At 44.2% G+C, this 22,758-nt stretch carries 21 protein-coding genes; 17 read left to right on the top strand and 4 right to left on the bottom strand.

Annotated elements, in window-relative coordinates; translation table 11 throughout:
• Nucleotides 1-100 precede the first annotated feature (100 nt).
• From AB5Z01_RS11890 to AB5Z01_RS11900, 3 genes are all read left to right on the top strand, one after another.
• Nucleotides 101-1,174 carry a galactitol-1-phosphate 5-dehydrogenase gene (locus AB5Z01_RS11890; RefSeq protein WP_287214299.1) on the top strand — a complete coding sequence of 358 codons (1,074 nt, stop codon included), beginning with the start codon at nt 101-103 and terminating at the stop codon, nt 1,172-1,174.
• 111 nt (nt 1,175-1,285) lie between these two features.
• Nucleotides 1,286-3,145, top strand: coding sequence for a CDP-glycerol glycerophosphotransferase family protein (locus tag AB5Z01_RS11895; protein WP_022287039.1), 1,860 nt, complete (start codon nt 1,286-1,288; stop codon nt 3,143-3,145).
• 30 nt (nt 3,146-3,175) lie between these two features.
• The gene (locus AB5Z01_RS11900) at nt 3,176-3,856 is read left to right on the top strand and encodes a ribulose-phosphate 3-epimerase (RefSeq protein WP_038672690.1); all 681 of its coding nucleotides are present in this window, start codon (nt 3,176-3,178) and stop codon (nt 3,854-3,856) included.
• 122 nt (nt 3,857-3,978) lie between these two features.
• Here AB5Z01_RS11900 and AB5Z01_RS11905 read toward each other — a convergent pair whose 3' ends face one another.
• Both AB5Z01_RS11905 and thrB read right to left on the bottom strand, forming a co-directional pair.
• Nucleotides 3,979-4,521 (bottom strand): DNA-3-methyladenine glycosylase I, encoded by a 543-nt coding sequence (locus tag AB5Z01_RS11905; RefSeq protein WP_287214302.1) that lies wholly within the window; start codon nt 4,519-4,521, stop codon nt 3,979-3,981.
• Nucleotides 4,518-5,405, bottom strand: a complete 888-nt coding sequence (gene thrB / locus AB5Z01_RS11910) for a homoserine kinase (RefSeq protein WP_022287036.1) — start codon at nt 5,403-5,405, stop codon at nt 4,518-4,520. The genes AB5Z01_RS11905 and thrB overlap by 4 nt, the downstream gene beginning before the upstream one ends.
• Nucleotides 5,406-5,525: 120 nt before the next feature.
• Here thrB and AB5Z01_RS11915 point away from each other — a divergent pair, with 120 nt between their 5' ends.
• Nucleotides 5,526-5,999: a hypothetical protein gene (locus tag AB5Z01_RS11915; protein WP_038672685.1), complete on the top strand. Its 474-nt coding sequence runs from the start codon at nt 5,526-5,528 to the stop codon at nt 5,997-5,999.
• A 44-nt stretch (nt 6,000-6,043) separates the two neighbouring features.
• Complete coding sequence (locus AB5Z01_RS11920; protein ID WP_195387968.1) at nt 6,044-6,505, top strand: hypothetical protein; 462 nt, start codon at nt 6,044-6,046, stop codon at nt 6,503-6,505.
• A gap of 45 nt (nt 6,506-6,550) precedes the next feature.
• Here the strand turns inward: AB5Z01_RS11920 and AB5Z01_RS11925 are convergent, their stop codons facing one another.
• Nucleotides 6,551-7,789 (bottom strand): homoserine dehydrogenase, encoded by a 1,239-nt coding sequence (locus tag AB5Z01_RS11925; RefSeq protein ID WP_022287035.1) that lies wholly within the window; start codon nt 7,787-7,789, stop codon nt 6,551-6,553.
• Between the two features lie 52 nt (nt 7,790-7,841).
• The gene (locus AB5Z01_RS11930; RefSeq protein WP_022287034.1) at nt 7,842-8,288 is read right to left on the bottom strand and encodes an ACT domain-containing protein; all 447 of its coding nucleotides are present in this window, start codon (nt 8,286-8,288) and stop codon (nt 7,842-7,844) included.
• Nucleotides 8,289-8,587: 299 nt separating this feature from the next.
• Between AB5Z01_RS11930 and AB5Z01_RS11935 the strand changes: the two genes are divergently transcribed.
• The 12 genes from AB5Z01_RS11935 to AB5Z01_RS11990 all read left to right on the top strand — a co-directional run bounded on the left by AB5Z01_RS11935 (nt 8,588) and on the right by AB5Z01_RS11990 (nt 22,755).
• A complete protein-coding gene (locus AB5Z01_RS11935; RefSeq protein WP_038672679.1) occupies nt 8,588-8,899 on the top strand; it encodes a hypothetical protein in 312 nt (103 codons plus the stop codon).
• A 33-nt stretch (nt 8,900-8,932) separates the two neighbouring features.
• A complete protein-coding gene (locus AB5Z01_RS11940) occupies nt 8,933-9,979 on the top strand; it encodes a V-type ATPase subunit (RefSeq protein WP_287214305.1) in 1,047 nt (348 codons plus the stop codon).
• Between the two features lie 32 nt (nt 9,980-10,011).
• On the top strand, nt 10,012-11,958 hold the full coding sequence (locus AB5Z01_RS11945) for a V-type ATP synthase subunit I (RefSeq protein ID WP_118053387.1): 1,947 nt from the start codon (nt 10,012-10,014) through the stop codon (nt 11,956-11,958).
• Between the two features lie 214 nt (nt 11,959-12,172).
• The gene (locus AB5Z01_RS11950; protein WP_022287030.1) at nt 12,173-12,622 is read left to right on the top strand and encodes an ATP synthase subunit C; all 450 of its coding nucleotides are present in this window, start codon (nt 12,173-12,175) and stop codon (nt 12,620-12,622) included.
• A gap of 1 nt (nt 12,623) precedes the next feature.
• A complete protein-coding gene (locus tag AB5Z01_RS11955; RefSeq protein ID WP_022287029.1) occupies nt 12,624-12,932 on the top strand; it encodes a V-type ATP synthase subunit F in 309 nt (102 codons plus the stop codon).
• Between the two features lie 19 nt (nt 12,933-12,951).
• Entirely contained in the window at nt 12,952-13,533 is a 582-nt protein-coding gene (locus tag AB5Z01_RS11960) for a V-type ATP synthase subunit E (protein WP_195246734.1), read from the top strand.
• A gap of 13 nt (nt 13,534-13,546) precedes the next feature.
• Nucleotides 13,547-15,310, top strand: a complete 1,764-nt coding sequence (locus AB5Z01_RS11965) for a V-type ATP synthase subunit A (protein ID WP_368365564.1) — start codon at nt 13,547-13,549, stop codon at nt 15,308-15,310.
• Nucleotides 15,307-16,710, top strand: a complete 1,404-nt coding sequence (locus tag AB5Z01_RS11970; RefSeq protein WP_038672666.1) for a V-type ATP synthase subunit B — start codon at nt 15,307-15,309, stop codon at nt 16,708-16,710. The genes AB5Z01_RS11965 and AB5Z01_RS11970 overlap by 4 nt, the downstream gene beginning before the upstream one ends.
• A 246-nt stretch (nt 16,711-16,956) precedes the next feature.
• Nucleotides 16,957-17,580: a V-type ATP synthase subunit D gene (locus AB5Z01_RS11975; RefSeq protein WP_117857125.1), complete on the top strand. Its 624-nt coding sequence runs from the start codon at nt 16,957-16,959 to the stop codon at nt 17,578-17,580.
• A gap of 244 nt (nt 17,581-17,824) precedes the next feature.
• On the top strand, nt 17,825-18,427 hold the full coding sequence (locus tag AB5Z01_RS11980) for an HdeD family acid-resistance protein (RefSeq protein WP_051706771.1): 603 nt from the start codon (nt 17,825-17,827) through the stop codon (nt 18,425-18,427).
• A 298-nt stretch (nt 18,428-18,725) separates the two neighbouring features.
• A complete protein-coding gene (locus tag AB5Z01_RS11985) occupies nt 18,726-20,807 on the top strand; it encodes a glutamine synthetase III (protein ID WP_195220608.1) in 2,082 nt (693 codons plus the stop codon).
• A gap of 175 nt (nt 20,808-20,982) precedes the next feature.
• Nucleotides 20,983-22,755 (top strand): ammonium transporter, encoded by a 1,773-nt coding sequence (locus tag AB5Z01_RS11990; RefSeq protein ID WP_117865101.1) that lies wholly within the window; start codon nt 20,983-20,985, stop codon nt 22,753-22,755.
• Nucleotides 22,756-22,758: the final 3 nt, after the last annotated feature.

Below are 22,758 nucleotides of genomic sequence, written 5' to 3' on the forward strand. Positions count from 1 at the left end.
ACCTTATAGAGGGCGACGCTATTAATTTCAAGATAACAACAGACAGCGACCTGCTTATTGTCAGAACGCTGCTTGGCGGTAAATAGAAAGGACTTTTTTTATGAAAAGCTTAATAAACATACCCGAAAAGATGAAAGCACTTGTGCTTTATGGCGTGGGCGACCTGAGAGTAACTGAGGTAGACGTGCCAAAGCTTGAAAAAGGCACCGTATTGCTGAAAATAAAGGCGTGCGGAATTTGTTCAAGCGATATGCCAAGATGCTTTGTAACAGGAACTTACCATTTCCCGACCATACCTGGTCATGAGTTTTCAGGTCAGATAGTTGCAGTTGGCGATGACGTTGACGAAAGCCTTCTCGGCAAACGTTCCTGCGTGTTCCCTATGCTCCCTTGCAAGCATTGTAAAGCCTGCAAAATGGAGGAATATGCACAATGCTCAGGCTATAGCTATTTCGGTTCAAGACAGGACGGCGCATGGGCTGAGTACCTCGTTGTTCCAGTATGGAACTTAGTTCCGTTCGACGATACCCTCGATTATAAAACAGCAGCGCTCTGCGAGCCTGCCGCTGTTTCAATGCACGCTGTAAATATCGGTGACATCAAAGAGGGTCAGAACGTTGTTATCATAGGCACAGGTACAATAGGCTTTATGATAGCCCTCTTTGCAAAAGAGAGAACAAAGACCGGTAAGGTGGTTATCGCAGGCCGTTCAAAGAATAAGCTTGAGTATGCAAAGAAGCTGGGCTTTGACGTTGTTGATACAAGCGTTGACGATCTCCCTGCACAGGTGAAGAAGATAATAGGTATCGACGGAGCAGACGTAACATTTGAAGCTGTCGGCTCAAACGAAGCTATCGCTTCCGCTATCGAGTCAACAGGCGCTCTTGGCAGTATCGTTCTCGTTGGCAACCCGTCAACAGACCTTATCCTGCCTAAGAATATCTATTGGTCAATACTGAGAAAGCAGATAACAGTCAAAGGCTCATGGAATTCCAGCTATAACAGCAGAGTGAACGATTGGAAGAAAGTCCTTGAAGTTTTCGAGCATAGCGACGTAAACTTTGCCGATCTTATCACACATACATTCACAATAGAGGAGAACGAAAAGGCATTCTCCGCTATCAGAAACACAGGCGAGTTCACCTTAAAGGTAATGTTCACATTTGACGATTAAACAGTCTGCTGTTTGTAAATTTGAGTAAAAATTCTGTAGTCGCTTTTCAAGACCTGAAATGAAAGTTGAGAGGGATAGATAAAAGCGGCGGAAAGTAAGGAATAGTTTTAAATGGATAATATGACTCCCGAATTTGAAGAGATATACGGGAACAGAAGAAAGACTATTGAGAGATTAAAAGAGAGAAACAAAAAATTCGCAGAGCTTACAAGAGTAGAGTTCAAGAGAGTTATCCTCCATATCGAGGGCGAGCTTGTGGGCTTTGAAAAAGACGAGCTTGAAAACTTGTCAGCAAGATTTGTCACACATGATAGAACTTGTATGTTCCCTGCCCAGCATTTTGAAGTAAGCGGAACTCATTTTCATCTGACAGTGAATATAATGTCCGCCAATAACGAAGCTCCTATCGCCACAGGCGAGTATGCCCTTAAAATATTCACAAAGTATAAGGGCATGAATAAACCGCAGATATCAACAGATACAGTGGATTATGTCCTCAGTGGCAGTACGCTTCTCAAGCTCACCTATGATAACGATGGCAGATGCCTGTCAAAACAGGTGCTTACGAACGAGTATCCTTGTATCATATCCGATAAAGTGGAAACTATAGAGGACGATACAAAGGCGAACCCTATGAACTTCAAGCTCAGACGAGGCGCAGAAAACCTTTTCTATGCCGAGTCTGCAAGCGATATGGATACACTCGAATATAAGCTTGCCGTCACCTATAAAGAGCCTAAGCCTTCCCAGACCTTGCCAAAGCGTATTGAGAAGAAGCTTCAAAACCGTAAGAAGCTTATCATAAGAGATGTTTACGGCTTAAAGATATGGTGCTTTAAAAAGGCGTTCTCGTTCTTTAAGCATTTTGCTAAGAAAAACGGGGATATTATCCTCTTTGCCAGCGGTTCGAGAGCCGAGATAGGCGGAAACGAAAAGGTCATCTATGACCGCATGATAGAAAGAGGACTTGACAGCAAGTATAAGTTCAGATTTGACTTCAAAGCAAGTATCACTGTCAATAGGTCGATACCTGCCATGATAAGGTTCGTCTACTATCTTGCAACCTCCGATATCATTCTTATAGATGATTATTACCCTGACATCTACCTTGTGGATTATCCTAAGAACGTCAAGGTGCTTCAGGTTTGGCACGCCTGCGGAGCGTTCAAGTCATTGGGCTTTGAAAGATTGGGCAAGCCGGGCGCACCTCCGTTCAATACAAGGGTGCATAAGTGCTATACCCACGTTCCTGTAAGCTCCTATCATTCTGCGCTCCACCATGCAGAGGGCTTCGCTATCGACGAAAAGAAGTTCTATCCTGTGGGTATCCCAAGAACGGATATCTTCTTTGATGACGAATATAAAGCTAAAACAAGAGAGCAGATGCTGGAAGTTTTCCCTGAGTGCAAAACTGCAAAAACAGTTTATATGTATGCGCCGACCTTCAGAGGAAATAACGCAAATAATGCTCATTTCCCATTTGATAAGCTTGACCTTACAGCATGGGGCAAATTTCTTGATGAAACGGATTCCGTTCTTATCGTAAAGCTCCACCCGTTTGTAAAAAGGCGTATCGAAATACCTGACGAGTATGCTCACAGAATACTTGACGCCTCCGACTACAGAGAGGTAAATGATATTCTATTTATAGTTGACGTGCTTATCACAGACTACAGCTCTATCATATATGAGATGTCACTGCTTAAAAAGCCAATGCTTTTCTTTGCTTTCGACCAAAAGTATTATGAAGCAACAAGAGATTTCTATGAGCCGTATGAGGAGCTTGTTCCTGGTAAGATCGTTCACGATTTTGATGAGCTTATGACCGCTCTCAGAGATAAGGATTACGAGTTTGAAAAGATGGAGGGCTTCATAAAGAAGAACTTCAAATATACAGACGGAAAGTCCACCGACAGAGTAATAGACCAGCTTATCATGGGCATTGAGCCTGAAGATAACAGCATAAGATAAAAAAAGATGAATAGAAACAGGAGGATCAGTATGGACAATGGTATGATATCAGTCTCAATGATGTGCGTCCATCTGGGACAGATAAAGGAATATCTTGACGCTTTTAAGCGCAACAATATCGAATATCTCCATATAGACGTAATGGACGGCTCATTTGTGCCGAATTTCACACTTTATCCTGATTATGTAAAACAGCTCCGTGATCTGACGGATATCCCATTTGATTTTCATTTCATGATAGAAAAGCCTGAGGAAAGGCTCCAGTGGTTTGATATCAGAGAGGGCGATTATGCGGCAGTGCATTATGAAAGCACAAAGCATATCGCAAAGTGCCTGCAATATCTCCGTTCTATCGGTGCAAAGCCTATCTTGGCTATCAATCCCGGCACACCTATCTGCGTGGTAGAGGAAGCCGTAGACTTCATAGACGGTGTGCTTGTCATGACGGTAAACCCTGGCTTTGCAGGACAGAAGCTTGTGCCTAACACGGTGGATAAGGCAAGACGTCTTAGAAAGTGGCTTGACGAAAACGGCCACGAGGACATCATCATAGAAACTGACGGCAATATGTCAAACGAGAACTGCCGCAAGCTTTACGAAGCAGGTGCAAGAATGTTTGTTGCAGGAACATCGAGCCTTGTTAAGCCGCAGGTAGAGGGTATAGACGAAAGGATAGCCGAAAACCGCAAAAATATTTGTCCTTTGGGATAAAAAATTGAAAAATGTAGCCGCTCTGTATACATTGTGCAGGGCGGTTTTTTACATTGTTTATGAGAATACGAAAAAGCGGTGCAGAGTTTCCACTCCGACACCGCTTTGCTTATATCTTTACTTTATTTTTCTCTATAAAGTCCACATTCCCTATCATGGGAATATATCACTCCCACCGCCTGCAAAAACGAATATATTATCACGCTTCCCACGAACTTCATTCCACGCTTTTTCAAGTCTGCAGATATCCTATCTGACCATTCGTTGGTAGTTTTATCGCACTCGTACAATATTTCTCTGTCAGTAAACCTGCAAAGATAATCATAAAAGCTCCCCTGCTCCTTCACAATATCCCGAAATATTCTTGCATTAGAAATACTCGCCCTAATTTTCAGCTTATTTCGCACAATAGAACTGTCAGAGCAAAGCTCTGCGATCTTCTCTTCGTCATATCCACAGACCCTATCAAGGTCAAATTCATCATAAGCCCTGCGGAAATTCTCACGCTTGTTCAGTATGCACTCCCACGAAAGCCCAGCCTGAAAAGACTCCAGCACAAGCATCTCAAACAAATAGCTGTCATCAGTCCTGAGAACGCCCCATTCCTTGTCATGATATTCCACATACTTTGGATTTTTCAGGTCGCACCATTTGCACCTGTTCATATAAGCTTCGTACCCTCGTTGTCAATGTGAAATTCCTTTACCTGCCAGCCTTTAAGCCCTGCATTGTCAAGAGAAAATTTCATCTTGCCTGCGAAATATTGATTGCTCTCATCTACAATAGCCATGATAGTTGGACCTGCACCGCTTATGTATGCCGCATATGCACCATGAGTGTACGCAATGTCAAAAACGTCCTTGCAGTGTGGTATAAGCGCCATTCTGTAAGGCTGGTGAAGCCTGTCATCAACTGCCGTTTTCAGATTTTCAAACTTGCCCGTAAGAAGCGAAGCCGAGAAAAGCGCCGCACGGGAAAGGTTGTAAACTGCGTCCTTGTGTGAAACTTCCTTAGGCAGACAAGCCCTCGCTTCCTCAGTTTTCAGCTCAAAATCAGGTATTATCGCCACGAATTTCAGCTTTGTGAAAACCTCCTGCTTTACCCAGTGTACCTTTCTTCCGTCAAATACTGCCGTCACGATTCCGCCCAGCAGTGCCGGAGCAGTGTTGTCAGGGTGCCCCTCTATCTGTGCCGCAAGGTCAACAAGATCGTCCTTTGTGAGAGGATCTCCGAGCATTTTGTTCGCTCCCACAAGTCCTGCGATTATGCAGGCAGAGGACGAGCCAAGACCTCTCGCCATAGGAATGTTGCTCGTCTGTATGAGTTTAAGTCCCTCCAGCTTTTTTCCGCATACCGCAAAAAGGTCTTTGGCAGAAATGTAAATGAGGTTTCTCTCGTCCGTAGGAATGTCAAGCCCGTCCGCCGCCGTTATGTCTATCTTGTCGCACTCCTCCATTTCAATGTAGTTGTAGTAAGTGAGCGCAAGACCAAGTGCGTCAAAACCGGCGCCAAGGTTAGCCGACGTGGCAGGTATCTGTATTTTTATCATGGTGAAAACTCCTTTATATGTAAAAATGTACGAATAAGCGCAGTTAAAATTGTATTTTACATCAATTGACAATTAGTCAATGTTATGCTATCCTTTAGTTAAAGAAAGGGGGGCGAGCAAATGAATAGAAAAATAATTATCGCTCTGTGTGCATTGTGTCTCTGTGCATTTTGTTCATGCAGTAAAAACGAAGAACAGAACAACTCGTCCGAAAAACCGACCGAAACAACAGCGGTGACAACAGTTTCAACAACGACCACCACCCCAACCACCTCAGAGCTTGTGGCAGACACTCCGCCGCCGTATATGTACTATGAGGGCAAAACATATACCTCACTTTACAAAGCCGAAGAAACTCTTATGTCAACAGACGATAAGATGACCGAAAGGCTGAACGGCTATGAGTTCGTAGGAAACACCCACGAATTTTTTAACATCGGTGATATGAAGTCAGACTTTGATGTGACTTCACTGCCTGATAACGCCAAGGTCTACCATGACCCTGACAAAGCAGATGACAGCGACCCGTTTATAATTGCCTTTGAAGAAAACGGACAAACCACCCTCTATTATATGAATTTGCTCAGTGAATAACATACTGTAATAAACGCAATTGATTTCTTTGAGGGGGACTTATTATGAAAAAGAAAACAGCAGTTATTATTCTGGCATTTCTGGCAGTATGTCTTTGCTCGTGTTCAAAAAGCAAAAATGACAGCGGAATAGACTCCGAATATGTTAAAACAGAGAGTGTTGTAACTGAGGAGAGCACAGAGGAAACAACAGAGGTCAGAGGAGCTGATATGTGTCCATTGTATATGTATTATGAGGGCGATCTGTATATCCCTGCGGTCAATCCTGAAGACAGACTGATCTTTGATACAGCCGAGTTAAAAGACTATAAGTATGTTGGAAAAACAACACAATGCATTGATTGCAGTGGCTTAACAGAGAATTTTAGGGTCACCATTCTTCGTGATAATGCAAAGGTCTATTATGATCAGAATGAACCTTTGGACGGCAAGCCTTTTGCTCTGATGTCTATTAATGAGAACGGCACTGTTTGGATAGCATATCTCAAACTAAATGATCGTGATTAAATATGTAAAGCGGCGGAGTTTTGATCCGCCGCTTCTTGTTTTTTATCAGTATATCCTTATCTTGCTTGCGATCTCAGCGGAGTGTGAAAGGATAGTCAGGTTAGCGTCAATGTCAGCCTCTTTCATGTTCGGCGTGATAAACGCAAGCTCGTTCTCTGTCCTGCCCGAACGCTCTATATACATGAGCTTTCCGAACATCTCAGAAATAGAAGACTTGAGAGCCTCAGCATTTTCAGCCTTTATGCGAACATACATTGAAACGTCCATGTCCTTGTATGGCGCAACAAAGTTCTTGTCATCACAATCTTCCCATGTAAGAGCAAGCACTCTGTGATGATGCTTCAGACAATCGATAATGTCGCCTACTACCGCTGAAGCTGTAGGAAGCTTGCCTGCGCCCTGTCCGTAGAACATAACGTCGCCAACGCCGTCGCCTGTTACGCTGATAGCATTGTATACATCATCAACAGACGCAAGAAGATTTGACTTTGGCACAAGTCTAGGACAAACGATAGCACTCACTCTGCCGTCATCAAGCTTCTTTACAGAACCTATAAGCTTTATAACATATCCTGCGTTTGCAGCATATTCAACATCATCAAGTGTGATCTTTGTTATGCCTGAGCAGTGTACCATTTCAGGATAAATGTGCTTGCCGTATGCAAGCGAGCCAAGTATACAGATCTTTCTGCAAGCGTCCTCGCCCTCAACGTCAGCCGTAGGGTCAGCCTCAGCATAACCAAGCTTCTGAGCCATTTTAAGAGCATCGTCAAATGACATCTGCTCTTTTATCATCTTTGTAAGAATGAAGTTTGTTGTGCCGTTGAGAATACCTGATATCTGAAGTATCTCGTTTCCTGCCAGACACTTGTTAAGCGGTCTGATGATAGGTATACCGCCGCCAACGCTTGCCTCGAACAGATAGTTGCAGTTGTGTTCCCTTGCTATTTTAAGAAGCTCTGCACCCTTTTCCGCAACTAGCGCCTTGTTTGATGTAACAACGCTCTTGCCGTGTTCAAGAAGCTTCTTTGTGTAGTCATAAGCGAAAGTCGTTCCGCCTACTACCTCGGCTACTACTTCTACCTCGGCATCATTGAGAATGATGTTGAAGTCTTTTATCATTTTGTCTGCAAATGGAGAATCAGGGAAATCCCTCAGATCAAGAATGTACTTGATGTCACATTCCTTGCCGACCTTTTTTGAGATAGATTCACGGTTTTTCATAAAAAGCTCTACCGTACCAGAGCCTACAACGCCATAACCGATAACTGCTACTTTACACATAAAAAATCCTCATTCCTAATAAATTATATATTGTTAAAATCTTATTTTACCCTTACTCTCCCGATATTATCTTGACTTCCACAACGCCGTGAACTTTAGAAAGCTCCTCCGTAAGCACGTTGGTGCTAAGTGCGTCATGCTCAAATCTTACCGAGAATGTCACCGTCGCCACCGAGTCGATAGGGATATTCTGGTTTATGGTCAGAATATTCGTGTTCAGCTCGTAAAGCCGTGATATAATGGAGGAAAGCACTCCCTTTTCATCTCTCAGTATGCAGTATACCGAAACGATGTTGTTTGTGAGCTGTTCTTCATAATTGAATACGGAGTCCTTGTATTTGTAGTATGCGCTCCTCGATATCCCCACCTTGCGACAGGCTTCCGATGAAGTGGAAACTTCGCCCCTTGCCCTCATGCGCTTTGCAGCAAGCACCTTTAGCACAATGTCAGGAAGCACCTCAGAGCTTACGATAACAAGTTTGTTTTGCCCGTTCTCCAATTTTAGTCCACCTCCAAAGTACAGATGTGTGCGTGATAAATACAAGTTTACCACTTTTGTCCCCTTTTGTCAAGTGACCTGACCACAGATATTCAACTAATTTTTCAAATTCAGGGTAAAATAAAATGTGTATTCTGACTAAAATCATTACACATAGAGCAATTTGTCCAAAGAAAAGTCATATGGATAGTGCAAAATATATAAATAGTTTCGGCTATCACCCGCCAAACTTGCTATTTAAGACAAAAAGGTGTACAATTAATGTTATGAAACTATCCTGCCTGAAAGGGGAGAATAATATGGATATGATAGCAGAAATACTGCAAACAGATAAAGCCGCTGCAGGCAAGCTTGAAAAAGCAGATATGGAAAGCGGCGAACTGCTGGAGCGCACAGTGAAAGAAGCGCAGGAGCTGAAAGAAAACGCCCTGAAAGAAGCCGAAGCCTATAAAACGCAGAAAGCCAAAGAGGTCACAGAGCGTATAAATACCGAAAGCGAAAAGATAACTTCCGCACAGAACGAGAAAACAACGGTTCTCGATAAAATATTTGAAGAAAAACATACTCAGTGGGAGAAGGAGATATTTGATAATATCATCTCTCCGAAGTAGAGCAAAAATTCTCCGTGAAAGGGGCTGAAAAATATGTTTGACAGCTGGTCTGCCAACGGAACAGTGGCGAAAATAAAATATATCCACGGCAGAATGTTTACTAAAGAGAACTATCATGAAATGCTCATGCGAAGAACAGTCCCCGAAGCCGCAGACTATCTCGCACATTCAGCCAGATATAAAGACGCTTTCCGTGACGTTGACCCTAATACCGTCCATAGAGGTTTTGTGGAGGCGCTTCTCCAAAGAGAGAATTTCAATACCTATATGCGCCTGTGCAGATTTCAGGAGCTTGATAAACTGCCCTTTTATGACTTCCTTATAAAAAGCAAGGAGATAGAATGTATTCTGTCCATGATAAACAATATAAATTCAGGGCTTGATAATTCTTACCTTAACGACCTTCCCGGCTATGTCATAAAACATTCAAAGGTGAGCCTTCTTGAAATGAGTCGAGCCGAGAACTTTGAACAGCTTCTTAAAATACTAAGAAATACACCGTATTATAAGATACTGGTGAAAATACCGCCTTTGGAGGACGGCTCAGCGGATTATACCGAGTGCGAGCTAAGGCTGAGAACAGCCTATTATACCGAGCTTTTAAATACCGCAAAGCATGATTTTTCCGAAATGCAAAGCAAACAGCTCTCAGAAATGATAAGCCGAGAGATAGATTGCCTTAACATAATAAACGCCTACCGTATGAAAGCTTTTTTTGGCTACTCCTCCGAGGAGATAAAAAAACGGCAGATAAGAATAAAAACAGGCACAGGCTCAGTTAAAAGACTTGATAAGTATTATGAGCTTGAAAGCCCCGAAGATATGCTCGAATGGGTGAAAAGATCAAAGTATTCAAAGGGTTGCAAACAGACCTCTGAATATATCGAAAGTATAGTCCGAAGTTCACAGTTTTGCTATCTTTCCCATATCCTCGCCCAAAGCACCGCTGCACCTGTTTCACTCTATGCCTTTATGAAACTGTGCAGTACGGAAGCCTTGAACATCGTGCATATAATCGAAGCGATAAGATATAATGCCGATCCCTCGGCAGTTGAAAAGGATCTTATCATCACCGCCTGAGCGGTAAATTCTCAGGAAAGGAGATAATGTGATTGGCTATAGAAAAAATGTCCCTTGTGAATATAGCAGGTCTTATGGACGAGCTTGATGCGACCTTGAAAAGGTGCTGTGAAAGCGGCTGTTTTCATATCGAGCCTGCGGGCAATTCTCCCGACAGCGCAATGAAGCCCCTCAGCGAAAAAAACGAGTATGACCGACCTCTGAAAGAGCTTGCCCAGCTTTCCGCACAGCTTGGTATAACTCTAAAGGAAACTGATTTTACTGACTGTGACCTGTCAGCTCCGCAGGATTTTAACTCCCTGTTTGAAAAGTATAATACCCCTTTCAGCGAGCTTAATACAAAGCGGCTGGAGCTTACTCAGCGTATCTCAGAGCTTGGAGGGGCGGTCAGACAAATAGACCACCTGAAAGGTATGCACAGCGACTTTCAGCAGCTTTTCTCAATGAAGTATGTTTCCGTCCGTATCGGAAAGCTGCCTGTGGATAACCTGCCGAAGCTTGACTATTATAACGAGAATTTCTTCTTTGTCCCTTTTGAAACGGGAAAAAGCTTCTGCTGGGGAATGTATTTCGTCCCTGAACGTGATAAACAGCGTGTTGATGATATCTTCCACTCAATGTATTTTGAAAGGATACGGATACCGTCCTATGTATCAGGCGACGCAGACGAAGCCTTGGAAAAGCTAAAACAAACTATAGACGCAGATACAGTTGAGAACGCAAAGATAAACGAGCAGATAAACGAGCTTGCCGCAAAAGCAGAGCCTGAACTGCAAAAAGCTTTTTCAAAACTAAGGTTTATCCACGATACCTTTGACCTGCGGCGAAATGCCGCCGCACTAAACGATAAGTTTTATCTTAAAGGCTTTATCCCCGAAAAGGAAAAAGACCGCTTTGATAAGCTTTTCGAGGATATGCGTTCAGTGTCAGTGGTCTATCTCCCACCTGACGCAGACGCCTCATGTGAGCCGCCTACAGTGCTTAAAAACAACTTTTTGACCAGACCTTTCACAATGCTTGTGGAAATGTATGGTCTGCCTGAGTATAAAGGCTATAACCCGACAGCCTTCGTGGCAATAACCTATACTCTGCTTTTCGGCATAATGTTTGGCGACTTGGGACAAGGACTTCTTATCGTTCTAGGCGGACTTGCCTTGAAGAAAAAGCTGGGAGCAAAAATAAGCGGTCTTGTCACACGCCTTGGCATATCAAGTATGATATTCGGCACTCTCTATGGCTCGTTCTTCGGTTATGAAGAGCTTTTAGACCCTGTGTTTGAGAATATAGGACTTGACTTCCTGCCCCTAAAGGTTTTCAAGCAAACTAACTTTATCCTCATAACTGCCGTTGCCATAGGTGTGGCACTTATCGTTATCTCAATGATACTCAATATCTATATCGGCTTTAAAAATAAGGATTACGAAAAAGCCATTTTCGGCTGTAACGGCATTGCAGGACTTGTGTTCTATAGCTCCGTTGCGGCAGGACTTGTTGGAACGCTCATGTTCGATGTAAAAGTCATGTCCACTCCGTTCGTCATCTTCCTTATCGTAATACCATTGGTGTGCATATTCTGCCGAACACCTTTCTCTATCGCCGTGAAGTATAAACAGTGGCGCTTGTCCGAGGACGAGGAAAAAATGACCGTGGGCAACTTTATAGTTGAAAATTTCTTTGAGATGTTTGAGTTCCTGCTCAGCTATGTTTCAAATACTATGTCATTTCTCCGTGTGGGCGGATTTGTCCTCTCCCACGCAGGCATGATGCTAGTGGTAATGACCCTTATGGAAATGTGTTCCGCCGCCGCACAGCCATTCGTGCTTGTGCTTGGCAACCTGTTTGTAATGGTAATGGAGGGCATGATAGTTGCCATTCAGATAATCAGACTTGAGTTTTATGAGATATTCTCCCGCTTCTATGAGGGCGGCGGAAAACCATTCGAGCCTGTTGGTGTAAAATTTACTGCACAAACGGAGTAACAGCTCATTTGCAATATTAATTTTAGAGCGTTAAATCGCAAACAAGCGGGACGTCGAGGGCGCCGTCCCCTACAAATGAGGTAACACCATTTGTAGGGGCGAACATCGTTCGGTCACTCGCCGTGACGGGCATTTTACCCCGACCATTATCCATACCCGTACAATGTAATTCGTAAAATCTAAAGTAAAAATAATTTTTTTGGAGGAATAAACTATGCTTATCTATTTCCTGCTCCCACTTATAGCAGTCGCACTTCTTTGTGTACCATTCATTTTCACCGCAAAGAAAATAAAGAACGGAAGATCGCCAAAGGGTGCTTTTATCGGTAATCTCTGTACATTTGCAGGCATAATGCTCTGCGCTCTTATCGTCCCTGTAGGTAATTTTGTTTCAGCCGCAAGCGAGGAGGGCGTTAAGGCCGCCCTTTCAACAGGCGCAGGCCTTGGCTACCTTGCAGCAGCCCTTGCCGTTGGACTTTCCTGTGTAGGTTCAGGCATAGCCGTTGCCGCAGGCGCTCCAGCCGCTATCGGTGCAACCTCAGAAGACCCTAAGAACTTTGTAAAGGCTCTTATCTTCGTTGTTCTTGGCGAAGGTATCGCCCTCTATGGACTTCTTATCGCTATCCTTATAATCTCAAACGTAGGCACTGCATTGGGCATTTAACATGAGATTTTATCTTATCAGCGATAATATAGATACCCAAATGGGCATGAGACTTTCAGGTATCGAGGGCGTTGTGGTGCATACCTCCGAGGAGGTGTCAAACGCACTTGATAAGGCTATGGAAATGAAAGACGTGGGCGTTGTGCTTATGACAGAGCTTGCAGTCAAGCAGTGCAGAGAAAAGGTCTATGACTATAAGCTCACAAGAGAAACGCCCCTCATAGTTGAAATACCAGACCGCCATGCCACATCAAAGATATCTGATACCATTTCCCACTATCTCGCAGAAGCAGTGGGAATAAAGCTGTGATTTTGATAGGAGTTTAGTAATGGAAAATCAGACGATAAAACTTGAACGCTTCAAGCAGGCTGTCTTTGAGGACGCTGAAAAGCAGGCAAAGCTTATAACCGAATCCGCTGATAAACAGCGTGAAAACGAGCTTGCTCAGGCGAAAATAGAAGCACAAAGCCTCGCAGACTCAAAAAAAGCCGCCGCAGATAAGACCGAGGAGGCAAGAGCCATAAGGGAAATATCTTCAAAACAGCTTGAAGCTAAAAGAAACGTGCTTTGCCATAGAGAAAAGCTTATAGACAGCGTTTTTGACAACGTAAAAAGCAGGCTTGCGACTTTCAAAGCAAGCAGAGATTATAAGTCTTGGCTAAAAGAAAAAGCCGAAAAATGCAAACAGACCTATCCCGAGCATAAGGGCGTTATCTACCTCTCACCTGAGGATATGAAATACGCCTCTGACCTTGCAGACTTTGAAGTAAAAAGCCGAGATTCCATAGAGCTTGGCGGTATGCTCATGGTCTATGAGGATATGGGTATAGCACTTGATTATACCTTTGATTCAGCATTTGAGGGGCAGCGTTCAGCCTTTACTGAAAAAGCCGAGCTTGTGCTTGGGTAATAAGGAGTTTTTTATGGATAAAATATATTCGGTAAACGGACCTGTAGTAAAGGTTGCAGATACGAAAAGCTTTGCCATGCAGGAAATGGTCTATGTGGGCAAAAAGCGTCTTATCGGCGAGGTCATAAGAGTGCAGTCCGATTTTACTACCATTCAGGTCTATGAGGGCACAACAGGACTTATGCCCGGCGAGCCTGTCATCTCAACAGGCGCACCGATGTCAGCCACACTCGGTCCCGGAATAATAAACAATATCTTCGACGGCATCGAAAGACCTCTCAAAAAGCTTGAAGAAGTCTCAGGTGCTTTTATCGCCGACGGTGCAGACGTAAGCTCGCTTGATACAGAGAAAAAGTATCCCGTTACAATGACAGTGAAAACAGGGGATAAGCTTTCCGCAGGGGATATTTATTGCACCTGCCCCGAAACACCACTTATCACACATAAGTGTATGCTTTCCCCTCTGTCAAAAGGCGGAGAGGTCATATGGACAGCCGAAAACGGCGACTATACAATAAATGACGTTGTGGCAAAAATAAAAGCCACTAACGGTGCAGTAGAGGAACTCACCCTCTGCCAGAAATGGCCTATCAGAACATCAAGACCATGCAAAAACCGCCTGCCTATTACAAAGCCGTTGGTAACAGGTCAGCGTATCGTCGATACTATTCTGCCGGTTGCAAAGGGCGGAACAGCCGCTATCCCTGGGGGCTTCGGCACAGGCAAGACCATGACCCAGCACCAGCTTGCAAAATGGTGTGACGCAGATATAATCGTCTATATAGGCTGTGGCGAGCGTGGAAACGAAATGACGCAGGTGCTTGAGGAGTTCTCAGAGCTTATCGACCCGAAAACACAAAGACCGCTTACCGACAGAACAGTGCTTATCGCAAATACCTCAAATATGCCTGTTGCCGCCCGTGAAGCCTCTATCTATACGGGCATAACCCTTGCCGAGTATTACCGTGATATGGGTTATCATATCGCAATTATGGCAGACTCTACTTCACGTTGGGCAGAAGCTCTCCGTGAGATATCAGGCAGACTTGAAGAAATGCCTGCCGAGGAAGGTTTCCCTGCCTATCTGCCGTCACGAATTTCCGAGTTCTATGAGCGTGCAGGCTATGTTGAAACTCTGGGCGGCAAGGAAGGCTCCGTTACTATAATCGGAGCAGTTTCGCCCCAAGGCTCTGACTTTTCCGAGCCTGTCACACAGAATACAAAGCGTTTTGTACGTTGCTTCTGGGCACTTGATAAATCTCTCGCCTATGCAAGACATTATCCTGCAATAAACTGGAACACAAGCTATTCCGAGTATACAGAAGACCTTGCAGATTATTATAATAAAAACGTCAATGAGAACTTCATGAAAGTCAGACAGGAGATATCAAATATCCTCGTTGAGGAAAATACTCTTATGGAGATAGTCAAGCTCATGGGTACAGACGTCCTCCCTGACGATCAAAAGCTTCTTATCGAAACCGCAAGAGCCGTAAGAGTAGGCTTTTTACAGCAAAACGCCTATCATAAGGACGATACCTACGTCCCCCTTGATAAGCAGTACCGCATGATGAAGCTTATCACAGATTTCTATGTCCTTGCAAAGAAAGCACTTTCACAGGGCGTGAACGTTGATAAAATAATAGGCTGCGGCTTGATAGAAAAGCTTATCAAAGTCAAGTATGATATACCGAACGATAAAATAGAGCTTTTTGACGAATACGAAAAGAATATGAAAGCCGATATGGAGGCTTTGACAGGAGGTGCAGGAGCGTGAACGTAAAATATATCGGTCTTAGCGAAATAAACGGACCGCTCGTTGCACTTGACCATGTAAGCGGCATTTCCTATGACGAAATGGCAGAAATAAAACTTGATGACGGCACACGCCGCCTTGCAAGAGTTGTAGAGGTGGAAAAAGACAGAGCTGTTTTGCAGGTTTTCGAGGGAACAAAAGGACTTTCCCTTGTTAATACCACCACAAGCTTTCAGGGCAAGCCTATGGAGCTTGCATTGTCTACCGAAATGCTGGGCAGGATATTCAGCGGAGCAGGCAAGCCTATCGACGGTCTGGGAGAGATCTTCCCCGAAAAGTACCGTGACATAAACGGCTCTCCCCTTAACCCTGTTTCAAGAACATATCCTCGAAACTATATAAATACAGGAATATCCTCCATAGATGCTCTTACTACCCTTATAAGAGGTCAGAAACTCCCTATCTTCTCAGGTTCGGGACTTTCCCATAATAAGCTCGCTGTGCAGATAGTAAGGCAAGCGAAAATCGCCGACGAAAACGGGCAGGATTTCGCAATAGTTTTCGGAGCAATGGGCGTAAAAAACGACGTTGCAGATTATTTCAAACGCTGTTTCGAGGAAACAGGCGTTTTGCAGAGAGTTGCAATGTTTTTAAATCTCTCCAATGACCCTATCATAGAGCGTATCCTCACTCCAAGATGCGCCCTCACTTGTGCCGAATATCTTGCCTTTGAGCATGATATGCACATTCTCGTTATTCTCACAGATATGACTTCCTATGCCGAAGCCTTGCGAGAGTTCTCCTCATCAAAGGGGGAGATACCGGGAAGAAAAGGCTATCCGGGCTATCTCTATTCCGACCTTGCCTCTATCTATGAAAGAGCAGGCATTGTAAAGGGAGCAAAAGGCTCTGTTACGCAGATACCTATTCTCACCATGCCGAATGACGATATCACCCACCCTGTCCCTGACCTTACAGGTTATATAACCGAGGGGCAGATTGTTCTCGACAGAAACCTCGACCAAACAGGCGTTTATCCTGCCGTTTCTATCCTGCCGAGCCTTTCAAGACTTATGAAAGACGGCATAGGCGAGGGCTATACAAGGGAAGATCACCAAATGGTGTCAAACCAGCTTTTTGCAGCCTATGCAAAGGTGCAGGACGCAAGAAGCCTTGCCTCCGTTATCGGTGAGGAGGAGCTTTCCGATACCGATAAAGCCTATCTGAAATTCGGCACGCTTTTTGAAAAGCATTTTATCGACCAAGGCTTTGACGTGAACCGTTCCATAGACGAAACTCTCGACCTAGGCTGGAGCTTGCTCTCCACCCTGCCGAAATCAGAGCTTGACCGTGTTGACGAAGAACATCTGGAGCATTATTACAGTGCCGAAAAAGCTAAGGCACTTTTTGCAGAGGACTAAAATTCAGTGCCGCACAAATAATTATGTAGGGGCGAACATTGTTCGCCCGTTATTCCACAATATTGCGGTTATTTATGATATTGCCGTCACTCACAATATTGTTGTTTGCGATTTTGAAATTATTTGCAACATCACTATTCCAATGCTGAATAAAACGGCTCACAAAGAAAAAAATCGGGCGAACAATGTTCGCCCCTACTGGACTTTATTTATATACAGTGATATAATAGAAAGGGGGTGTGACCAATGGCTGAACAGCAGGTCTTTGCCACAAAGGGAAATCTTATACTTTATAAAAAGGCTCTGAAACTTGCCGCATTGGGCTATGAGCTTCTGGATAGAAAAAGAAATATCCTTATAAGAGAGCTTATGAGCCTTGTTGACAAAGCAGGAGAGCTTAGAGGAAGCATTGAGGACACCTACAAGGAAGCCTACAGCGCACTCCAGCTTGCAAATATCTCCATGGGCCTTGTTACACCTTATGCAAATTGTATCCCTGTTGAAACAGGCGTTGAGATAAGCACAAGAAGCGTCATGGGCGTTGAGCTGCCAAAGGTCACCCTTAAAGAACGCCCTCTGAAAGTCACATACGGCTTTTCTCAGACCGATTCTCAGCTTGACAGAGCCTATCTTGCCTTTGAAAAGGTAAAACAGACTACAGCAGTCCTTGCAGAGGTGGAAAACAGTATCTACAGACTGTCCGTAGCCATAAAAAAGACACAGCGCAGAGCAAACGCCCTGCAAAACATAATCATTCCGAGAAACGAACGCATAGTGAAATTCATCACAGACTCTCTTGAAGAAAAGGACAGAGAGGAGTTCTCACGAATGAAAGTAATAAAGGCGGCAAAGCTAAAGTCGGCAAAATGATATTTGTAATGGCGCGGCGTAATTTCTGCAATGTTATTGTAGGGGCTGGCGCCCTCGACAGCCCGCTTTTCAACGTTGTTTTGTTTATTGTGGGGGCGGTCACTCTCCGTGACGGGTATTTCACGCTGTGCATTTATTAATGCAACACCCTTGTACTGCACAAATAGATTGTATGGACGACCTGAGGTCGCACGTCTAGTCGCCAGCTTGCAGCATTATAAAAACATGAAAGGAAAGATAAAAAATGGAATATATCAAAAAAGTATTCAGAAGCTATTGGATATTGTCCATATTCTGCGTAGTGCTGGGCATTGCGCTCATAATCGACCCTAATTTCTTCACCGCCGCCATAGGCTATGTTATTGGTGGACTTTTCACCGCATTCGGTGCAGTGGAGCTTATAAGATACTTCGCCATGGGCAGAGACGACCAGAGCTATTCTTCAAGCCTTGTGAGAGGGATCATCCTCGCTGCCATAGGCATTTTCATTATCATAAGACCTGATTTTATCCCGAAAGTCATTGCCGTTGTCTGCGGACTTTATATGCTCATAAGCGGCATCGTGAACATTCAGGACTCCCTTAACCTTAGACGTGCAGGTGTAGAAAGCTGGAATGTAAGCTGTATCTCAGCCGCTGTTACCACTCTCGTTGGTATACTTCTCCTCTTTGACCCTCTTATTTTAGGCGAAACCGCAATGATAGTCCTTGGTATCGCTCTGCTCGTTTCAGGTGTGACGAATATCTTCGGCTGTTTTACCGCAGGCTCAAAGCTCAAAAAGGTAAATAAGCTTATGAAAAAAGAGCTCAAAGACAGACCTGATAAGGATCATTATATAGATATTTAGGATATTATCGTAGGGGCGACCTAGGGTCGCCCACTTTTTTTCACTGTTTTAGCAGTTTGATGTATTTCTTTACAAAAATATGTGCATTTTATTGACATAGGATGTGATTTCACAAGTTTCAACAAATATTTTTGCGTCGATTTGTAAAAGTCTATAAAAATAAAAAAAAGCCTTGACAAATGAGGTCAAAAGGTATATACTCATAACTGTAAACAGCAAAGGCGCTGTGAACCGATCAGGTTCGCAGTGCCTTTTTTTATTTTTCTTAGACTATAATTTATAATAGGAGGAATTCAATATGGCAAACGTTCCTGAATATTTCGGCTCAGACGTATTCAATGAATCAGTGATGAAAGAAAGACTTCCAAAGGCTACATACAAGGCTTTGAAGAAGACTATCGACAACGGCGATCCACTTGATATCGAGGTTGCAAACATCGTTGCTAACGCAATGAAGGACTGGGCAGTTGAAAAGGGCTGCACACATTACACTCACTGGTTCCAGCCAATGACAGGTCTTACAGCTGAAAAGCTCGACAGCTTTATCTCACCAACTGAGGACGGTCACGTTATCATGGAGTTCTCAGGCAAGGAGCTTGTTAAGGGCGAACCTGACGCTTCTTCTTTCCCTTCAGGCGGATTGAGAGCAACATTCGAGGCAAGAGGCTATACAGCTTGGGACCCAACTTCATACGCATTCATTAAGGAAAAAGCACTTTGTATTCCTACTGCTTTCTGTTCATACAATGGCGAAGCGCTTGATAAGAAAACTCCGCTTCTCCGTTCAATGGAAGCTATCAATAAGTCAGCTCTCAGAATTCTGAAGTTGTTCGGCTCAGACGCAACAAGAGTTACAGCAAACGTTGGTCCTGAGCAGGAATACTTCCTTGTAGACAGAGAGATGTATGCAAAGAGAGAGGACCTTATCCTTGCTGGCAGATCGCTTTACGGCGCACCTGCTCCAAAGGGTCAGGAACTTGAAGATCACTATTTCGGTACTATCAAGACAAGAGTTCAGGCTTACATGAAAGATCTTGACGAGCAGCTCTGGAAACTTGGTATCTACGCTAAAACAAAGCATAACGAGGTAGCGCCTGCTCAGCATGAGCTTGCTCCTATCTATGGCACAACAAATATCGCGACCGACCACAACCAGCTCACAATGGAGATCATGAAGAGAACAGCTAGAAAGCACGGCTTCAAGTGCCTGCTTCATGAGAAGCCATTTGCTGGCATCAACGGTTCCGGTAAGCATAACAACTGGTCTATCTCAACAAACACAGGTGTAAACCTCCTCGACCCTGGTAAAACACCTGCTGAGAACGCTCAGTTCCTCCTATTCCTTACAGCAGTTATCAAGGCTGTAAATGATTATCAGGATATCCTGAGAGCTTCAGTTGCTTCTGCTGGTAACGACCATAGACTTGGCGCTAATGAAGCTCCTCCGGCTATTATTTCTATCTTCCTTGGCGACGAGCTTACAGGCGTTCTCGATGCTATCGTAAACGGCGTTAAGTATGAGGACAAGAGAGTTGAGATGGAGATCGGTGTTGACGTTCTGCCACACTTCCCTAAGGATACAACAGATCGTAACAGAACTTCACCATTTGCATTCACAGGTAATAAGTTTGAGTTCAGAATGCCTGGTTCAAAGCTTTCAGTAGCAGGTCCTAACACAGTTCTTAACACTATCGTTGCTGACGTTCTCGATCAGTTTGCTGACGAGCTTGAAAAGGCTGACAACTTCCAGGACGCTCTTGACGATCTTATCAAGAGAACTATCAAGGAAAATCAGAACATCATCTTCAACGGCAATGGTTATTCAGACGAGTGGCCTGTTGAAGCTGAAAAGAGAGGACTTCTTAACCTTAAGTCAACTCCTGAAGCTGTTCCTGCATTCCTTGCACAAAAGAATGTTGACGTATTCTCTAAGTACGGAGTCTATACAGAAGCTGAGCTTCAGTCAAGAGTTGAGATCCTCCTCGACGAGTATTGCAAGACGCTCAATATCGAGGCTCTTACAATGATCGACATGGCTAAGAAGGAGATCCTTCCTGCTGCAGCTAAGTATATCAAGGATATCGCAAAGACTGCTGAGCTTGCAAAGAGCTGCGGTGCTGAAACTGTATTTGAGGAAGAGACTGTTAAGGAAATTTCAGCTCTCGTAACTGAGATGTACAAGGCACTTGGCACACTGGAAGCTGATGTACAGAAAGTACACTCTATCGAGGACACACAGGAAATGGCAAACTTCTTCCACGATACTATCTTTGCAGATATGGGTGCTCTCAGAGTTCCGGCTGATAAGATCGAAACACTGGTAGGCAAGGATTACTGGCCTTATCCAACATACAGCGATCTGCTGTTCTACGTTAAGTAAGGGACAATTCAAATTTTCAATATAACACGGACTTTATAACAAACTAACCACAGATCTACTACTTTGTTCCCCTACAGCCACAATAATATACAGAATGCACAATGAAGTGTATGACAGACCGAGCCGAATGGCTTTGGTCGTCATACACTTTTTTGTATTTTAGGAGGAAAAAGATATGACAAACACTGTAACAGTATTGGCTGAAAGCACAGGCTTCAGTGCCGTCAATACTATATGGGTACTGTTGGGAGCTGCACTTGTATTCTTTATGCAGGCAGGCTTCGCAATGGTTGAAACGGGCTTCACCCGTGCGAAAAACGCAGGTAACATAATCATGAAAAACCTGATGGACTTCTGTATCGGAACTCCGCTGTTTTGGCTCTTTGGTTTCGGTATAATGTTTGGCGACGGAAAGTTCATCGGAGCTTACAAGGGAATCGCTGATTCAACATATGCTTCAGCTGCTCCAGACGGAGTTCCCTTCTTTGCTTTCCTTATCTTCCAGACAGTTTTCTGTGCAACAGCAGCAACTATCGTTTCTGGAGCTATGGCAGAAAGAACAAAGTTCATTTCTTATTGTATCTATTCAGCAATTATAAGCCTTCTGGTCTATCCTATCGAGGCTCACTGGATCTGGGGCGGCGGCTGGCTCGCAGACCTCGGCTTCCATGATTTCGCAGGTTCAACTTGCGTTCATATGGCAGGCGGCGTTGCAGCATTCGTTGGCGCAGCTATCCTTGGTCCTCGTATCGGTAAGTATGACAAGAACGGCAAGGCAAAGGCTATCCCAGGTCACTCGCTTACACTTGGCGCACTTGGCTGCTTTATCCTTTGGTTCTGCTGGTTCGGATTCAACGGTGCGTCAACAACTTCAATGGAAGGCGATGCTATCCCGCTTGCAGGTAAAGTTTTCGTAACAACAAACCTTGCAGCAGCAGTTGCAACTATCACAACAATGATTTTTACTTGGATCAAGTATAAGAAGCCTGATGTTTCAATGACACTTAACGCTTCACTTGCAGGTCTTGTAGCTATCACAGCTCCATGCGACACAGTTTCACCAGTATCAGCAGCTATAATCGGTATCGTTGCAGGTATCCTCGTAGTTGTAGGTGTAGAGTTTATAGATCAGGTACTCAAGATAGATGACCCGGTTGGTGCTTGCGGAGTTCATATGCTCAACGGTATGTGGGGTACTATCGCAGTTGGTCTTTTCTCAGACGGTACTTGCGGTGAAAAGGGACTCTTCACAGGCGGCGGAGCACATCTCCTTGGTATCCAGCTTCTCGGTATGGTATCAGTTATCGCTTGGGTAGCTATCACAATGACTATCGTATTCCAGATCATCAAGCACACGATCGGTCTTAGAGCTTCCGAGCAGGAAGAGATCCTTGGTCTTGACGTTACAGAGCATGGTCTTGTATCTTCTTACGCTGACTTCGCACCAGCAATGTCACAGGCAATGCTCAGCTATACAAAGGACGACGCAAAGAGCGTTGTAAAGGTAGACAAGTCAACAGAGCCTGTAGTTCCTGTTGAGAAGGCTATCAAGGTAGAATCTTATGCAACAGACGCACCGTCTGCTGACGGCACACCTAAGATGACAAAGGTCGCTATCATCTGCAAGCAGCAGAAGCTCAACGATCTTATCACAGCTTTGGAGGACATCGACGTAACAGGTGTTACAGTAACGAACGTTCTCGGTTGCGGAATGCAGAAAGGACAGCCTGAGTATTACCGTGGCGCAGTTGTTGAAACAAATCTGCTGCCAAAGGTAAAGGTCGAGGTCGTTATTTGCAAGGTACCAACAAGAGCAGTTATCGATGCTGCAAAGGCAGCCCTGTATACAGGTCATATCGGAGATGGAAAGATCTTTATATACAACATTGAGAACGTAGTAAAGATCAGAACGAATGAAGAGGGTTATGACGCACTTCAGGACGATTAAGCC

Origin of the sequence: Ruminococcus sp. RTP21359st1_H3_RTP21359_211015 (assembly GCF_040909065.1) — a bacterium.
GTDB lineage: Bacteria > Bacillota > Clostridia > Oscillospirales > Ruminococcaceae > Hominimerdicola > Hominimerdicola aceti.

What these genes read in the sequence shown, in the direction of transcription:
- AB5Z01_RS11890 (WP_287214299.1), top strand. Translation starts at nt 101, where the DNA reads ATGAAAAGCTTAATAAACATACCCGAAAAGATGAAAGCACTTGTGCTT.
- AB5Z01_RS11895 (WP_022287039.1), top strand. Translation starts at nt 1,286, where the DNA reads ATGGATAATATGACTCCCGAATTTGAAGAGATATACGGGAACAGAAGA.
- AB5Z01_RS11900 (WP_038672690.1), top strand. Translation starts at nt 3,176, where the DNA reads ATGGACAATGGTATGATATCAGTCTCAATGATGTGCGTCCATCTGGGA.
- AB5Z01_RS11905 (WP_287214302.1), bottom strand. Translation starts at nt 4,521, where the DNA reads ATGAACAGGTGCAAATGGTGCGACCTGAAAAATCCAAAGTATGTGGAA.
- thrB (WP_022287036.1), bottom strand. Translation starts at nt 5,405, where the DNA reads ATGATAAAAATACAGATACCTGCCACGTCGGCTAACCTTGGCGCCGGT.
- AB5Z01_RS11915 (WP_038672685.1), top strand. Translation starts at nt 5,526, where the DNA reads ATGAATAGAAAAATAATTATCGCTCTGTGTGCATTGTGTCTCTGTGCA.
- AB5Z01_RS11920 (WP_195387968.1), top strand. Translation starts at nt 6,044, where the DNA reads ATGAAAAAGAAAACAGCAGTTATTATTCTGGCATTTCTGGCAGTATGT.
- AB5Z01_RS11925 (WP_022287035.1), bottom strand. Translation starts at nt 7,789, where the DNA reads ATGTGTAAAGTAGCAGTTATCGGTTATGGCGTTGTAGGCTCTGGTACG.
- AB5Z01_RS11935 (WP_038672679.1), top strand. Translation starts at nt 8,588, where the DNA reads ATGGATATGATAGCAGAAATACTGCAAACAGATAAAGCCGCTGCAGGC.
- AB5Z01_RS11940 (WP_287214305.1), top strand. Translation starts at nt 8,933, where the DNA reads ATGTTTGACAGCTGGTCTGCCAACGGAACAGTGGCGAAAATAAAATAT.
- AB5Z01_RS11950 (WP_022287030.1), top strand. Translation starts at nt 12,173, where the DNA reads ATGCTTATCTATTTCCTGCTCCCACTTATAGCAGTCGCACTTCTTTGT.
- AB5Z01_RS11955 (WP_022287029.1), top strand. Translation starts at nt 12,624, where the DNA reads ATGAGATTTTATCTTATCAGCGATAATATAGATACCCAAATGGGCATG.
- AB5Z01_RS11960 (WP_195246734.1), top strand. Translation starts at nt 12,952, where the DNA reads ATGGAAAATCAGACGATAAAACTTGAACGCTTCAAGCAGGCTGTCTTT.
- AB5Z01_RS11965 (WP_368365564.1), top strand. Translation starts at nt 13,547, where the DNA reads ATGGATAAAATATATTCGGTAAACGGACCTGTAGTAAAGGTTGCAGAT.
- AB5Z01_RS11975 (WP_117857125.1), top strand. Translation starts at nt 16,957, where the DNA reads ATGGCTGAACAGCAGGTCTTTGCCACAAAGGGAAATCTTATACTTTAT.
- AB5Z01_RS11980 (WP_051706771.1), top strand. Translation starts at nt 17,825, where the DNA reads ATGGAATATATCAAAAAAGTATTCAGAAGCTATTGGATATTGTCCATA.
- AB5Z01_RS11985 (WP_195220608.1), top strand. Translation starts at nt 18,726, where the DNA reads ATGGCAAACGTTCCTGAATATTTCGGCTCAGACGTATTCAATGAATCA.
- AB5Z01_RS11990 (WP_117865101.1), top strand. Translation starts at nt 20,983, where the DNA reads ATGACAAACACTGTAACAGTATTGGCTGAAAGCACAGGCTTCAGTGCC.